The organism is Lentibacillus kimchii, assembly GCF_055381965.1.
On the sequence record NZ_AP043934.1, the window covers coordinates 2531811 to 2545970 of the forward strand.

Annotated in this window: 13 protein-coding genes; all 13 read right to left on the reverse strand. The window is 48.9% G+C overall.

Annotation, left to right across the window (positions count from 1 at the left end; translation table 11 throughout):
- Positions 1-2: 2 nt before the first annotated feature.
- The 13 genes from ACZ444_RS13230 to ACZ444_RS13290 all read right to left on the reverse strand — a co-directional run bounded on the left by ACZ444_RS13230 (position 3) and on the right by ACZ444_RS13290 (position 14093).
- Positions 3-818, reverse strand: coding sequence for a flagellar hook-basal body protein (locus ACZ444_RS13230; RefSeq protein ID WP_382359549.1), 816 nt, complete (start codon positions 816-818; stop codon positions 3-5).
- Between the two features lie 10 nt (positions 819-828).
- The gene (locus ACZ444_RS13235; protein ID WP_382359546.1) at positions 829-1632 is read right to left on the reverse strand and encodes a flagellar hook-basal body protein; all 804 of its coding nucleotides are present in this window, start codon (positions 1630-1632) and stop codon (positions 829-831) included.
- Between the two features lie 55 nt (positions 1633-1687).
- Positions 1688-2689 carry a rod shape-determining protein gene (gene mreB, locus ACZ444_RS13240; protein ID WP_382359543.1) on the reverse strand — a complete coding sequence of 334 codons (1002 nt, stop codon included), beginning with the start codon at positions 2687-2689 and terminating at the stop codon, positions 1688-1690.
- A 339-nt stretch (positions 2690-3028) separates the two neighbouring features.
- A complete protein-coding gene (gene spoIIID, locus ACZ444_RS13245; protein WP_382359540.1) occupies positions 3029-3331 on the reverse strand; it encodes a sporulation transcriptional regulator SpoIIID in 303 nt (100 codons plus the stop codon).
- A gap of 402 nt (positions 3332-3733) precedes the next feature.
- Positions 3734-4669, reverse strand: coding sequence for a peptidoglycan DD-metalloendopeptidase family protein (locus ACZ444_RS13250; RefSeq protein ID WP_382359538.1), 936 nt, complete (start codon positions 4667-4669; stop codon positions 3734-3736).
- 353 nt (positions 4670-5022) lie between these two features.
- The gene (gene spoIID, locus ACZ444_RS13255; protein ID WP_382359535.1) at positions 5023-6174 is read right to left on the reverse strand and encodes a stage II sporulation protein D; all 1152 of its coding nucleotides are present in this window, start codon (positions 6172-6174) and stop codon (positions 5023-5025) included.
- 163 nt (positions 6175-6337) lie between these two features.
- The gene (locus ACZ444_RS13260; protein ID WP_382359532.1) at positions 6338-7354 is read right to left on the reverse strand and encodes an ABC transporter ATP-binding protein; all 1017 of its coding nucleotides are present in this window, start codon (positions 7352-7354) and stop codon (positions 6338-6340) included.
- Positions 7351-8310 carry a C40 family peptidase gene (locus ACZ444_RS13265; protein ID WP_382359529.1) on the reverse strand — a complete coding sequence of 320 codons (960 nt, stop codon included), beginning with the start codon at positions 8308-8310 and terminating at the stop codon, positions 7351-7353. The genes ACZ444_RS13260 and ACZ444_RS13265 overlap by 4 nt, the downstream gene beginning before the upstream one ends.
- Positions 8311-8481: 171 nt before the next feature.
- A complete protein-coding gene (locus ACZ444_RS13270) occupies positions 8482-10140 on the reverse strand; it encodes a peptide ABC transporter substrate-binding protein (protein WP_382359526.1) in 1659 nt (552 codons plus the stop codon).
- A gap of 18 nt (positions 10141-10158) precedes the next feature.
- Complete coding sequence (locus ACZ444_RS13275; RefSeq protein ID WP_382359523.1) at positions 10159-11163, reverse strand: ABC transporter ATP-binding protein; 1005 nt, start codon at positions 11161-11163, stop codon at positions 10159-10161.
- A gap of 9 nt (positions 11164-11172) precedes the next feature.
- The gene (locus tag ACZ444_RS13280) at positions 11173-12129 is read right to left on the reverse strand and encodes an ABC transporter permease (RefSeq protein ID WP_382359520.1); all 957 of its coding nucleotides are present in this window, start codon (positions 12127-12129) and stop codon (positions 11173-11175) included.
- A 1-nt stretch (position 12130) separates the two neighbouring features.
- The gene (locus tag ACZ444_RS13285) at positions 12131-13063 is read right to left on the reverse strand and encodes an ABC transporter permease (RefSeq protein ID WP_382359517.1); all 933 of its coding nucleotides are present in this window, start codon (positions 13061-13063) and stop codon (positions 12131-12133) included.
- Between the two features lie 610 nt (positions 13064-13673).
- Positions 13674-14093, reverse strand: a complete 420-nt coding sequence (locus ACZ444_RS13290; RefSeq protein ID WP_382359514.1) for a hypothetical protein — start codon at positions 14091-14093, stop codon at positions 13674-13676.
- Positions 14094-14160: the final 67 nt, after the last annotated feature.

Here is a 14160-nt window from a genome sequence, read left to right on the forward strand (position 1 = left end):
GGTTACCGCAGCTGATTGATAAGCCCCATCATCTGATCACCCATTGAAAGCGTCCGGGCGTTAAATTGATAAGACCGCTGTGCTGTCATCATGTCCGTGAATTGTTCGCCAAGGTCAACATTAGCCTGCTCCAGTGCCCCGTGACGCAATACATTACCTTCATCATCTGCTGGCTGCATAATCTCTTCGGCGTTATAGCCTGCTTCAGCCAAGTCCGGCATACGGAAGCTGCTCTCACCAGCAGGCTCCAGCAGCTGGGGCCGAATGGCATCATTAATAGCCAGTTTTCCGGCATTCTCCGTTGTGTCGCCACGTTCGACAGAAATCTGGCCGTTTGTCTCAATCGTTACGTCATCAAAGCCTTCTTCAAAGACGATTTCGCCGTTTTCGCCCATGACCGGATCGCCATTTTCTGTTGTGAGCATGACATCCTCTCCGTCATTCACAGGGCTCAGGTAGAAAGCACCATCACGCGTATACCGAGTCTCCGGTGTCTGAATCTCAAACAAGTGATTTTTATCCAGCAAAGCGGTATCAAGCTTCCGCCCGGTGTCCTTTACAGCTCCATGTGACAGGTCAAGATCAACCGCTCCGAGCCTTGCTCCTGAACCGACACGAATGCCATCTGGAGTTGAACGTCCCTCTGCATTCGCTGGATCGTTCATGTTATCGATCTGCTGAGATAATAAAGAAGAAAAGTCAGCTTTCCGTGCTTTATAGCCGGTCGTCTGACTGTTAGCCAGATTACCGCCGATCATATCCAGTTTATTCTGCAGCTGATTCATGGTAACAGCTGCTTGCATCATCGATCGTGACATCAAATCACTCCTAACGTAAACGGGCGATCTCACTGACGGCTTTGCCCATGCTTTGATCGTAAGCTTTGAGCACCCGCTGATTCGTTTCAAATAAACGATAGCCTTCCATCATTTGCGTCATCGACTGGGCCGGGTCCGTATTTGACTGCTCCAGGCTTCCCTGTTTGACAGTATATCCTGCCCCGGCAGGAGCAGCTTCCGTGTCCCCGGCAAACACATCATTGCCCTCTTTAACCATTGCGGCAACGTCATCTGTATACGCGATGCCAAGCGGTGTGGTCTCGTCATCTGTCTGCAAGTTACCGGCGCCGTCCACCGTGAAATCCTTGTTATCCGTTTGTACCGGATTCCCGGCTTCATCAAGAACACGGTAGCCCTGTGATGTAGCCAGAAACCCGTCATTATCAACGGTGAAGCTGCCGTTCCGGGTGTAGCGTTCCTCCCCTTCTGCATTTTGCACCGTAAAAAACACGCCGCCTGTATCATCGGGCAGTTCCCCATTCACCAGTGCTAAATCAGTGGAGGTACCGGTGTTGCGAAGGTCTCCCTGGCTTTGATCCGGGATGGTTTCCTGCGTATAGACGCCTGTATGCATGCTTCCAATTGGCTTTTGTTCGGAGAGGTTCAGACCTTCTTCTGTCGGAACTTGCTTGTTGCCCATCTGCTGCATCAGCATTTCCGGGAAGGCCCGCATAGCAGGCTGATCTGCTTTATAGCCCGGTGTCTGCGCATTTGTTATGTTATTTGACAATGCTTCCTGCTGCCGCTGCTGGGCAATCATGCCGCTCGCCGCTGTGTAAAATCCTCTCAGCACGTCTCTCCCTCCTCTGCCGTTGATATCCCTTTAAAAATAAGAAACCTGCTGCCGGCTAAACGATGCTTTTCCGTTCAATTTTATCAATATTTTCCAGCATAACGCCAGTCCCTTTAGCCACACAGTCCATCGGTTCTTCCGACATAAGAACAGGAACTTTCAATTCTTCGGCAAGCAATTGATCAATCCCGTGAATCATGGCGCCGCCGCCCGTCAAAATTACGCCGCGGTCAATAATGTCAGCTGACAATTCAGGCGGTGTCTTTTCCAGAACTTGTTTCGCAGCATGAACGATGAGAGCGGCCGGCTCGCGCAAAGCCTGTTCAATCTCATCCGAATAAATCGTAATCGTTCGCGGCAGACCGCTCACCATATCACGGCCACGGATATCCATTTGCTCGTGACGCGAATCTTTCCATACAGTCGCCACGTTAATTTTGATCTCTTCAGCCGTCCGTTCGCCCACCAGCATTTTGTATTCCTTTTTAATATATTGCAAGATTTCCATATCAAAATTATCACCGGCCAATTTAACCGACTCGGCTGTTACAATGTTGCCCATGGAAAGAACCGCAACATCCGTTGTGCCGCCGCCGATATCCACGAGCATATTCCCGCTCGGCTGATATATCTCCATACCGGCTCCGACAGCGGCCACTTTTGGCTCTTCTTCCAGATAGATCTTTTTGCCGCCGGATTTCTCAGCCGCTTCCTTAATGGCCTTCTGCTCGACTTTCGTAATGTTAGCCGGGCAGCAAATGAGCATTTTCGGCTTGGAAAGAAATCCTTTAACATTAATTTTATCAATAAAATGCCGCAGCATTGCTTCTGTCACATCAAAATCAGCAATCACGCCCTCTTTTAATGGGCGGGTTGCTTCAATATTGCCAGGCGTCCGTCCAACCATGCGGCGTGCTTCCTCACCGACTTCCAGGACACGGCCAGAGCTCTGCTCCATCGCCACGACAGATGGCTCATTCAAAACGATGCCTTTCCCCTTCACATGAATGAGCACATTAGCCGTCCCAAGGTCAATTCCGATATCTCTCGAAAACATTCATCAAATCCTCCCTGCTTTCAAAAACTTTCTCGTATTAATATTTATAGGTAAGCACACTTCTACTAATAGTTCATTTTACCATAAAACATAACATATAACTGCCGTTTTCAAAAAAAATTATGAAAAAGCATTGGGAAGGTGGTTTTACTTAATGACGGCATGAAGCGGCTGGAGCGTTCCTGTGCCGACATGAAATGGGGCTCTGCCATGTTTATCCTGAAAGGGCAGCACCATCTTAAAAACCCGGCCTACTCGGACCGGGCTTTTGGAAAATGTGTTAAAGCGTTTTCAAACGACTGTGACCTCACCTCCCGCATATCGCTTACAGGAAAACTCTTATCCGACCGGTTTGGCGCTATGGTCGTCTTCTTCCGGGCTGTCACTGTCACTTTCGTCGTCTCTGTATTTATTGCGCGTCGCTTCACCACCGCGGAGATGGCGAATTGACTTGTTGTAATCGAGGACGTGTTTGACCCTGTTATAAAGTTCCGGACTGACTTCCGGCAAGCGCTCCGTCAAGTCTTTATGGACTGTGCTTTTTGAGACACCAAATTCTTTTGCAATCAACCGGACGGTTTTCCTCGTCTCCACGACATATTGACCTATCCTGATTGTCCTTTCTTTGATGTAATCGTGCACACCGTTCGCCTCCCTAAGTTGGATATTTCCGAGGTGTGGCTGAGACAAGGTGGTACGAGAAATTAAATGAGTTACTTATTCGCTTTAAGAAATTCTTCTGTGCAGCTCTGGATGTATAAATCTTCAAACATGATACGCGAAAGTCTCGCGTACTTAGTGAATGCGTATGTATCAGCTTAAGAAACTCTGATGACTGGCAGAAAAGCTGCACAATCTCTCACCTCAGACTATTCTGAATGCTTGGATAGTACAGTTTATTACTGACCAGAGAGGAATATGATGAAATTGACACCTTTTTCACAAATACCCTGACCTTTGTCTCGTTTCAGCCTCTTAATGCCAAAAAAGACCCCGGCTAAGCCAGCCAGGGCCTTTCGATGACTCATGGGGGATGTGTAACGTTCAGGCGCTCTTTTCATTTGCGGTGTCATTATCTTTCGTTGCATCGTCATCTTTGTCCTTATCCGCGTTATCATCTTTGTCCTTATCCGCGTTATCATCTTTGGACTTATCCGTATCGTCATCAGACGTTGAGTCGTCCTCTTCCGGATTATTATCAAGCGGCGGACCGACTTCCGTTTCATCAGAATCCGATTCCTCGTCATCCGCGCCGTCTGATGCGTCGCTGTCATCGTCAGTCTCATCTTCCTCAGTCAGCACGTCATCCAGAGCGCTCACCGGCTGATTAAAAAAGGATTCCGGATTGACGTCTTGTCCATCTTTTCTGATTTCAAAATGCAGATGGGTGCCGTTCTCTTTTCCGAAAAGACTCTCTCCGGCATTGCCAATAACCTCACCTTGTTCGATTTTGTCGTCAGCTGAAACGTCGACGTCCTCAAGACTTGCGTAATGAGAAGTTACACCATTATCATGTTTCATCTTGACGACGTTGCCCAGAAGCGGGTCTTTTTTCACGTCATCAACCGTTCCGTCCAGTGACGCAACCACGTCGAACGTTTCGCCATCATCGGCCGCTACATCGATCCCAGTGCTTTGATAATAACGGTCGTTCATCACGACAATGGCATTTTCCTGATCGTCCTGGTCAGCATCGTAGTCATAGTATTTCGTGATGATCTCAGCCTCATCCATGCTTTCAACAGGCGGCTGAATGATTTCTTGCTGATCCATGACACGTTCTGCCTCTTCATCATGCTCAACAGGTGTATAATCGTCTGCGGAATCGTCCTGAGCTTCATCAGGTCCGAGATTCTGATACCATACCACCGCTGATAGAAGAAGAGCAGCTATTGCTAAATACAAGGCCGGAAAAAACCACTTCTTGCGAAAAATGCGACTCCACTTATTTTTTGGAGCTCCATTGTTTTCCTCATTCATGTTATCACCTCAACAACCATTCTGAGCATGAAATTGGAAAACTATACATATCACTCAAAAAAAATCCTGTTTTTTTGCATTTTTTTCGCAGAAGTGGGACAACATAAGCCATTAACCTGATGACAGAGGGGCTGGGACAGAAGGTAAGAGCCATAAGTCCGCTCCGGAAAAAGACGGCGCTTTCCGCGAGCGGCTGGTGAGCCTCCTCGTGCTTCGCACTGCGGGGTCTCACCTATGCCTATGCTCCCGCAGGAGTCGCCGTCTTTTCCTCCGCTGAGCCGCAACTTTGTTCATCTCGGGAGCTGGTCGCTTAAATTCTATCCCACCTCATAATGCCGCTCCAGCAGATGACTCTACTCTTTGGATGCCAGTGCTGGTGCCGTATTCGACACGCTGCTGACTTCGACACCCTGATAATAATGTTTGACAATATCTTTATAATTTTTGCCTTCTTCAGCCATACCATTGGCTCCATATTGACTCATGCCAATCCCGTGGCCATAACCTTTTGTTGTGACGATTAAATGGTCCTTTTTCTTTTCGATGGAAAAGTCACTCGACGCCAATCCCAATGCCTCCCGGACTTCACGGCCAGAATAGGCTTCATCCCCCAGCTTGAGCTGATCGACGCGATGGCCTTCCGTCTGACTTATAGCCACCGACAGATTATCAATAGACGGCAGATCGGTACCAAGCTGTTTTTCAACATCAGCAACGGACAATACCTGCTGGTCCATAAATTTCTCGGTATTCTTATCCCACGGGCTTGCAACACTGCGCAAGTAGGGAACCTCTTCATCCCAGTAATCCTCCGAGTTTTCCGTATAACCGTTACTGGTTGAAAAATAAGCAGCTGTGATCGGAGCATCTTCGTAGGTTAGAATTTCGTCTTTTGTATCCGCAACGGCTTGTTTAATTTTGCCCATCTCCTGCTCATAACCGCTCCCCATTGTCTTTCTCAGTTCCTGTTCATTGTGGTAGACTTGATCACCCGTTGTATCCGTAACATCCGCCTTGCCGGCATCCTCCTGATAAAGCAGCCGATTCACGATAAACGTCCGGGCCGCCAGCGCCTGCGCTTTTAAAGCTTCCGTTTCAAATTCAGCGGGCGTTTCAGAAGCTACTACTCTGGCAACATAGGTCTCCAGAGGGACCGACTCCACTTGATCCGAACTGGCCCGCATGACATCCACCGCAAACGGCGATTCCGTGGCCATGGCTGTCTCAGCCTCAGGGGCATCTCCTCCGCTGGCACTGGCATTTGGGTTGGGGGCCGCTGCTTGCTCCTCGCCGCCGGACGCAGATGGTACGACGACAATCAGTGTCGGAATAACGAGAATAACCATGATTAAACTGCTTAGAAAGAGCGTCGTTGATCCCTTCCAGGAAGACGGCACACCGTTAAGGCGTACGCGCTTGTTGTTCTTTTCCAAGAGCTGCAGTGATTGACGTTTTCGCGATTTGGTTTTTTTACGAAGTTCCGAAATAATGTTGTTTTTCCGCATGAATAGCCTCCTTCACATTAAAATAGGACATTGTTATGACTGGTGCATTGTCTAGCTAGCCTACTATTAAATTTATACAGCAGCCGCGAACAATAGAACCAGGAAAACAAATCATTTTTATGCGGGAGGCACCCAGCGGCACACATCAACATCGTTACAATTGTCAGGACTGGCGGGGGATCTGCTGGGCGGCCGCTTCTGGTGACGACTGTTCCGGCACGTCATTATATAAATGGCACGCAACATAATGATCCTGGGTAACTTCACGCCATTCAGGTACTTTACTGGAGCAAATAGCCATGGCAAACGGACATCTTGTGCGGAAAACACAGCCGCTCGGTGGATTAATTGGACTGGGCAGATCCCCCTTCAGTATAATCCGCTCCCGCGTATCCTCAATAGCCGGATCGGGAATTGGGATCGCTGACATCAGAGCCTGTGTATACGGATGGAGCGGCTGTTGATAAAGAGACTCGCTGGATGTCAGCTCAACCATATTGCCAAGATACATGACGCCGATCCGGTCGGAAATTTGTTTAACCATCGATAAGTCGTGGGCAATGAACAAAAAGGTTAACCCTTTTTCCTGCTGCAGACGCTGCAATAGATTAATCACCTGCGCCTGAACAGACACGTCCAGTGCTGAAATAGGTTCATCAGCAACAATGAAATCGGGATCCAGAGCCAGAGCACGCGCAATGCCAATCCGCTGCCGCTGTCCGCCGCTGAACTCATGCGGATACCGGTTGGCATGATCACGATTCAATCCCACCTCTTCCAGCAGCGCCAGCACCCTGTCCAGCTGCGCTTGTTTTGCCGTATACAGACCGTGCACCTCCATCGGCTCAGCAATGACATCTTTGACCGTTGAGCGCGGATTGAGAGAGGCGTAGGGATCCTGAAAAATCATCTGCATGTTCCGGTAAAAGGCAAACGTTGCCTGTTTATCCAGCTCGTGCACATTTTGCCCATCATAAAACACATCACCCGCCGTTTTATCATACAGCCCCATAATGGTCCGTCCGACGGTTGTTTTGCCGCAGCCGGATTCGCCCACAAGCCCGAACGTTTCACCCTTTTCAATATGAAAGCTCACGTCTCTAACAGCTTGAAGCGTTTGCCCTTTGGCCGCGTTAAAATATTTATCTAAATGATCAACTTGTAAAACAGGTTTTGTCATGATATCCGCTCCTCCTCAGACCGCCAGTAGCGTCTGGCAGCACACAGCCTGTCTTCATATGACGTTCCCGCCAGTTTAATGCGTTCGATCCCGCGGCCGGATTGCGGTGAATGCAGCATTTGCCCGTCACAATCATAAAGACCGACGTGGCTGATAGGCCCACTCCCTGTATCAGCGGCAAAAAAAAGCAGATCACCCGGCTGAAGAGCATTATAGGAAATGGGTTTCCCCTTTTGTGCCTGGTCACGTGCATCACGCGGTATTTGATAACCACTTGCCTGATGCAGCGCATACGTGAGGCCGGAACAGTCATAGCCGAATGAACTCATGCCGCCCCAGAAATACCCCAATCCCAAAAAGCGCCTGCCATCTGTCAGCAGCTGCTGCCCTGTCTGCTGGCTGAGACCTTCATCCGATGAAAAGACCCGCACCGTCTCTCTGGGCAAAAAACGGCGTCCGTGCGGGGTCAGCACCTGCACACGGCTCTTCTCCTCTTCCGCAACTGGCAGGATCGTCATAAAACTTAGTTCGAGCGTCTGCTCACCATTGTCATTTTCCAGCCAGACACGATCAGCGATAACGGCTGCTGACTTGCTGCGGTGCCAGTCACGCTTTGCTACATTGGTCAGCTGTCTCAACGGGATCCAGCCCGGATACCCGCGTTCATCCTTCACAGAAGGCTGCGCGGGCACCACGACATGTGCCCAGTCAGCGTGCGTTTCCGTAACCATCACGGCTTCCCCGTACAGCGTCTGGGTCTGGATACGATTGTCGTCAGACAGCGCGACGGCTTCCTGATGTGTCAGCTGCCTCAGCCAGTTGTCAATGTCTGCCGGATTGCTGATGCCTGGCTGATCGATTGCCCTGGGCGATGATGGCGATGTCCAGACAGTTGCCGCCTGCACCGCCGTCACCCATAATCCTTCCGGGTATTGATCAAACGTTTGATCAGTCATCTCCTGCTCCTCCTTTGTTTGTGACATGCCTGCCTGATGCAGCCTTCATGACGCCCGGCAAACCAATCCACCCGGGCGCCACAAAGCTGAATCGTATTCACATGAGCAACGTCTAGTTACGGAGCGATTTGTGGCATGAGCATGTTAATCCCAGCCGCATCTTTCGGTTGTTTAATTCTTCTCCGCCCATTTCAGCTCCAGATAACCGACTGGATGCCGCACAATATTGTCAACACCCTCTTTATGGATAAATACGTGATTGTAGTAGTGAATTGGGAAGATTGGCATGGCCTCCGCCAGCATTTCCTCAGCATCATACATTAACTCCCAGCGTTTCTCCTCATCCGATTCCTGTTTCGCCTGCGCGATCAATTCGTCATATTCCTCATTTGACCAGTCAGTGCGGTTCATTGTTGAATCCGTGATAAAGCTTTCCAGGAAGTTAATCGGATCACCGTAGTCAAAGAGGAACGAACTCCGGGAAAATTGCAAATTCAATTCCTTCTGGTCTTCAAGGAAAACGTTCCACTCCGTATTAGCCAGTTCCACATCGATGCCAAGATTCTCGCTGAACATATTCTGCATTGTTTCCGCAATGGCTTTGTGCTGCTCATCTGTGTTATAGGTCAGGGTCACTGGCGGCAGCTCATCATAGCCTTCCTCTTCCATCCCTTCCTCAAGCAGCTGTTTAGCTTTTTCCGGGTCGAAGTTTACCAGATCACCGTTCACATCCCGGAAATCATCACCGGACGGGCTCGTGAAACCTGGTGACACAAATGCATTGGCCGCTTTTTCCTTGTTTTTGGTGACGTAATTCACAATGTCATCCTGATTCACAGACAAGGCGAATGCTTTGCGGATCTTTTGATTTTGGAAGGGTTCTTCCCCGAGATTGAAACGATAAAAATAAACGCCTGCCTGATCATCAATCACCACATCATCCCCGTCAATTCGCTGTTCGGCCATCTCAGAAGGGATTTCGGTTACATCCAGTTCACCGCTTTCATACATCTGGTATTCCGTGTTAACATCATCCACCATCACCCAGTTCACTTCGTCAAGTTTGACGGTATCACTGTCCCAGTATTCCGTATTGCGAGTCAAAATCATCTCTTTATCGTGTGTCCATGATTCCAGTTCGAACGGGCCATTCGCCACAAACGAGTCAGCCTCGGTATGCCATTCCGGATTATTCTCGGCAACTTCCTGATTGACCGGGAAGAACGCCGGATTGCTGACGATATGCAGGAAGAAGCCAGTTGGCGATTTCAGTGTGACTTCAAAGGTCTTTTCATCAACAGCCTTAACCGCGACATCTTCTGCGGAACCATCCCCGGCATTATAAGCCTCACCGCCCTCGATGAAGTAGCCGAGAAAAGCCGCTGACGAACCTGTTTCCGGATCAAGCAGCTTGCGCCAGGCATAAGCAAAATCACCAGCTGTCACGGGATCACCATTCGACCAGTTGGCATCATCGCGGAGATGGAAGGTATATGTCTTGCCGTCATCCGAAACATCCCAATCCTCAGCCATCCCCGGCTGTGGTGTGTCATCCTGTCCGAGACGTGTCAAACCTTCCATCAGATTATTCAGCACTTCCCATGAAACCGAGTCAAAACCGATCGGCGGATCCAGAGACGTCGGTTCCTCCCCATTATTCATATACAGCACATCGTCCTCACTGTCACCGCCCTCGTCCTCCGCCGCTTCCCCGGTGTCGGTCTCCGCCTCGTCAGTGTCTTCCTTTTCCTCACTTCCTGATGACGTCGTACACGCTGCCAGAAACAGCAACAGAGCCGGCAAGAGCAGCCACAAACCATATTTTTTCATACGTTTTGCCTCCCCAAATTATGTTTTATCAGCCGTTTGCGCCATCAGACGTTCAGCCCGTTCATCCTGCAGCCAGCAATCCACACTGTGCGTATCACTCAGGTGCGATGAAGGCGGGTAAACGTTATCACAAACGACCATTGCCATCGGACATCGTGCTGTGAAAGGGCATCCCTTGGGTGGGGCGAATAAATCCGGCGGTGTCCCATCAATCGGGATCAGCTGCGTCTGATTGTCCAGTCTGGGCACCGATTTCAGTAAACCTTTCGTATATGGATGCTCTGACTCATAAAAGATTTCGTCCCGTGTGCCTTCTTCAACCATTTTCCCGGCATACATCACAATAATGCGATCAGCAATTTTCGCAACGACCCCGAGATCATGTGTGATTAAAATAATCGCCACGCCGGTAGACGCCTGAATACGTTCAAATAATTCGAGAATCTGCGCCTGAATCGTTACATCCAGTGCCGTTGTCGGCTCATCAGCAATCAGCAGTTCCGGCTCACAAATCAGTGCAATCGCAATCACCATTCGCTGCCGCATGCCGCCACTGAACTGGTGCGGATACTGCCTGAACCGTTCCTCAGGATTCGGGATACCGACAAGCTGCATCATTTCCAGCGCTTTCGTCTTCGCTTCAGCCGTTGACGTCTGATAATGCTCCTTCAAACCTTCTGTCAGCTGGCTGCCAATCGTCAGCGTCGGATTCAGCGCGGTCATCGGGTCCTGAAAGATCATTGAAATATCAACACCACGAATCGACCGCATGTCTTTCTCACGCACCGCTGTCAGTTCCCGCCCATTAAACGTGATCGTTCCCCCGGCGATTTTCCCAGGCGGATCTGGAATCAGCTGCATGATCGCGTTTGCTGTCACACTTTTACCGCAGCCGGATTCCCCAACAATCGCCAATGTCTCGCCTTCGTGCAAGTCAAAACCAATCCCCCTGACAGCTTTAACCGTTCCGCCATAAGTCGAAAAATTTACATGCAAATCGTTTACCTCAAGCATTTTTGCCACGCAAATCACCTACTTTTTCAGCTTCGGATCAAGGGCATCCTGCAGCCCGTCGCCTAACACGTTAAATGCAAACATCGTAAAGGAAATAAAGAAAGCCGGGAAAAACAGTGTCCACCAGTGGCCGGATAAGATCGCTCCCAAGGCGTCATTGGCCATGACTCCCCAGCTGGCATACGGCGATTGAATGCCGAGACCAAGAAAGCTTAGAAACGCTTCCGCGAAAATGGCATCCGGCACCCTGAGTGTTATTTGCACAATAATAGGCCCCATGGTGTTCGGCAGCAGATTCTTCCGGATGATGCGCGGTGTTTTCGTCCCAAATGACTGCGAAGCGAGCACAAACTCTTCATTTTTGAGCTGCAGCACCTGACCTCTGACAATCCGAGCCATTCCCACCCAGCCGGTAACCGACAGGGCAATCAAAATGGTCAGAAGACTCTGGCCCATGACGACAAGCAGCAGAATCACAACCAACAAATAGGGTAAGCCGTACAGAACCTCAATCACACGCATCATCGAACTATCCGTGCGACCGCCTTTATAACCGGAGATCCCGCCATAAATAACCCCGACAAAAAAGTCAATCAGCGCGGCCATCAGCCCTACAAATAACGAGATGCGCGCCCCGTACCATGTCCGGGCGAACACATCACGCCCGAGTGAATCCGTGCCAAACCAATGATCAGCTGAGGGCGGTAAAAACTGATCCGGCCGGTTTTGCTCCACGACAGAATACGGTGTCAGCAATGGTCCAATAGCCGCCATAATGCCTAAAAGCACAAGAAATACCAGGCCAGTCATCGCCAGTTTATTTTGCTTGAGGCGGCGCCATACATCCTGCCAGTAAGAAAGGGACGGGCGGGAAACATTTTCAGCTGCCTTCAGGTCTTTTTCCTGCCACTCGAACCACTCATCGGGGACGCTGGCGGATGTGTAAGGTGATTGACTGTTAGTATGTTGACGCATCTTATTCCCCTTCCTTTTTATGCAATTTAATGCGCGGGTCAAGGAAACCATACGCGACATCGACCAAGAACAAAGCAACAATCAAAAAGGCGCTGTAAAAGACAGTTGTGCCCATGATGACCGGATAGTCCCGTTGGTTAATACTTTCCACAAAGTACTTACCCATACCCGGAATGCCAAAAATCTGCTCGATCACAAACGTTCCCGTTAAAATACCTGCCAGCAATGTTCCCATAATCGTTACAACCGGCATCAGGGCATTTTTTAGCGCATGTTTAATAATCACTTTCCACGGCTTCAAGCCTTTGGCACGCGCCATTTTAATGTAGTCCTGTGTCAGCACCTCCAGCATGGTGGATCGTGTCAGACGCGCAATAATCGCCATAGGACCGGTAGCGAGGGCAATGGTCGGCATAATCATATGCCAGACACTTGACCAGGTGGCCGCCGGCAGGATCCCAAGATTAACGGCGAGCATCTGAATCAGCAGCGTCGCCAAAACAAAATTAGGGATAGAAATACCCAGTACAGCGATTGTCATAGCCGTATAATCCATCAAACCGTTATGTTTCAAAGCGGCAAACACACCAAGAATAATACCGGAAATAACAGCTGTCATAATCGTGATGACCCCTAATTCAAAGGAAATCGGAAAGCCACGCCCCAAAAGATCATTGACCGATTGTGTCGGCTGCTTAATTGACGGTCCAAAATCTAATGTGACAATGGATTTAATGTAAAGCAGATACTGAATAGCATAGGGTTCATCCAGATTATAATGTTCCTCCAGATTCGCCTGTACCGTCTCATTCGTTGTGCGTTCTTCATTCAGCGGTGACCCCGGCAATGTCACCATAAGCACAAACGTCAGTGTGACAATGATCCACAGTGTTACCAGCATAATCCCGAACCGTTTCACCATATAACGCAGCATGCTGTTACACCCCTGTAGCGATGCCTTTTGTAGAGACCGCTTTCATAATTGCTTGAATACAGCCGGCAACCCGGCCAGTTTGATACACTCCTGTCAAGGTCTGGCGGCTTCCTGGCAGATTGAAGAAGCGATTTACTATGATAATTCTATTCGAATGTCAGCCCTTTTATGTTCAATTACATAATAGATATTAGGCGAATGAAAGAAAAGGCGGGAAAGTTTAAGGGGGAAAGTGGCACCGAATAAGCTGCAAACTCAGTCCAAAACACACGGATTAAAAACGGGGCTGAGACAAAACGTATGCGTTCAGTTCAAAATGCGAACAATGTTGAAGAGACATGACTGCTGCGGGAAAATGCTGCGCTTTCCGGGGGCGGCTGGCAAGCCTCCTCGGCCTGTCGGCCTGCGGGGTCTTTCCTATGCCTTTGCTCCCCCAGGAGTCTTCGCATTTTCCCTTCGCTCCATTTAGCGACTAAAATAAAACCGAACATATTCACTTTGATGCGTGATATTTGTTCGGGTTTGTGTTGTTGAGCGTCCTTTTTTCCAGCCCCGTTTTTTATGTAATAACTTGTTGTGTTATGAAACAAACGCGCTGATTGAGGAAACATTAATTTATTCTTTTTAAACGAGCTTGATTTACCAAATCACCAGTGATCTCAAAAGAGTATTCTTTGTTTGCTGCTAAATCAAGTGTTATTTCTTTCAATGGTACCCTTTGTTTCTTGTCACCTATCAATAACACAAATTTAAAGGTTGCCTCACCTTCTAAGTCTTCTAAATTATTATAACGCTTTCTAAGTGTATCCCCTTTTTTAATTTTAGAGCCATCAGCATAACTTATACCGCCGCCTGAGGATTTATCAGTACTGATCTCTATCGCATTAAAACCAAAATTAGCCTGGTTTTCTATGTTAAAAACCAGGCTATTCCTATCTGGTTTTGTTGAATTATCACTATTATTTGTGCAAGCAGATAAAAAGGCAACTACTAAAACAAACATTGATAACAAGGCTGCTTTTTTCTTCATAGGCCCATTCCTTCCCTTCATAACAATCTAAATAAATGCTGCAAAGCTTACGCACAGCTCCCAACTC

What these genes read in the sequence shown, in the direction of transcription:
- ACZ444_RS13230 (WP_382359549.1), bottom strand. Translation starts at nt 818, where the DNA reads ATGTCACGATCGATGATGCAAGCAGCTGTTACCATGAATCAGCTGCAG.
- mreB (WP_382359543.1), bottom strand. Translation starts at nt 2,689, where the DNA reads ATGTTTTCGAGAGATATCGGAATTGACCTTGGGACGGCTAATGTGCTC.
- ACZ444_RS13250 (WP_382359538.1), bottom strand. Translation starts at nt 4,669, where the DNA reads ATGAATGAGGAAAACAATGGAGCTCCAAAAAATAAGTGGAGTCGCATT.
- spoIID (WP_382359535.1), bottom strand. Translation starts at nt 6,174, where the DNA reads ATGCGGAAAAACAACATTATTTCGGAACTTCGTAAAAAAACCAAATCG.
- ACZ444_RS13260 (WP_382359532.1), bottom strand. Translation starts at nt 7,354, where the DNA reads ATGACAAAACCTGTTTTACAAGTTGATCATTTAGATAAATATTTTAAC.
- ACZ444_RS13265 (WP_382359529.1), bottom strand. Translation starts at nt 8,310, where the DNA reads ATGACTGATCAAACGTTTGATCAATACCCGGAAGGATTATGGGTGACG.
- ACZ444_RS13270 (WP_382359526.1), bottom strand. Translation starts at nt 10,140, where the DNA reads ATGAAAAAATATGGTTTGTGGCTGCTCTTGCCGGCTCTGTTGCTGTTT.
- ACZ444_RS13280 (WP_382359520.1), bottom strand. Translation starts at nt 12,129, where the DNA reads ATGCGTCAACATACTAACAGTCAATCACCTTACACATCCGCCAGCGTC.
- ACZ444_RS13285 (WP_382359517.1), bottom strand. Translation starts at nt 13,063, where the DNA reads ATGCTGCGTTATATGGTGAAACGGTTCGGGATTATGCTGGTAACACTG.
- ACZ444_RS13290 (WP_382359514.1), bottom strand. Translation starts at nt 14,093, where the DNA reads ATGAAGAAAAAAGCAGCCTTGTTATCAATGTTTGTTTTAGTAGTTGCC.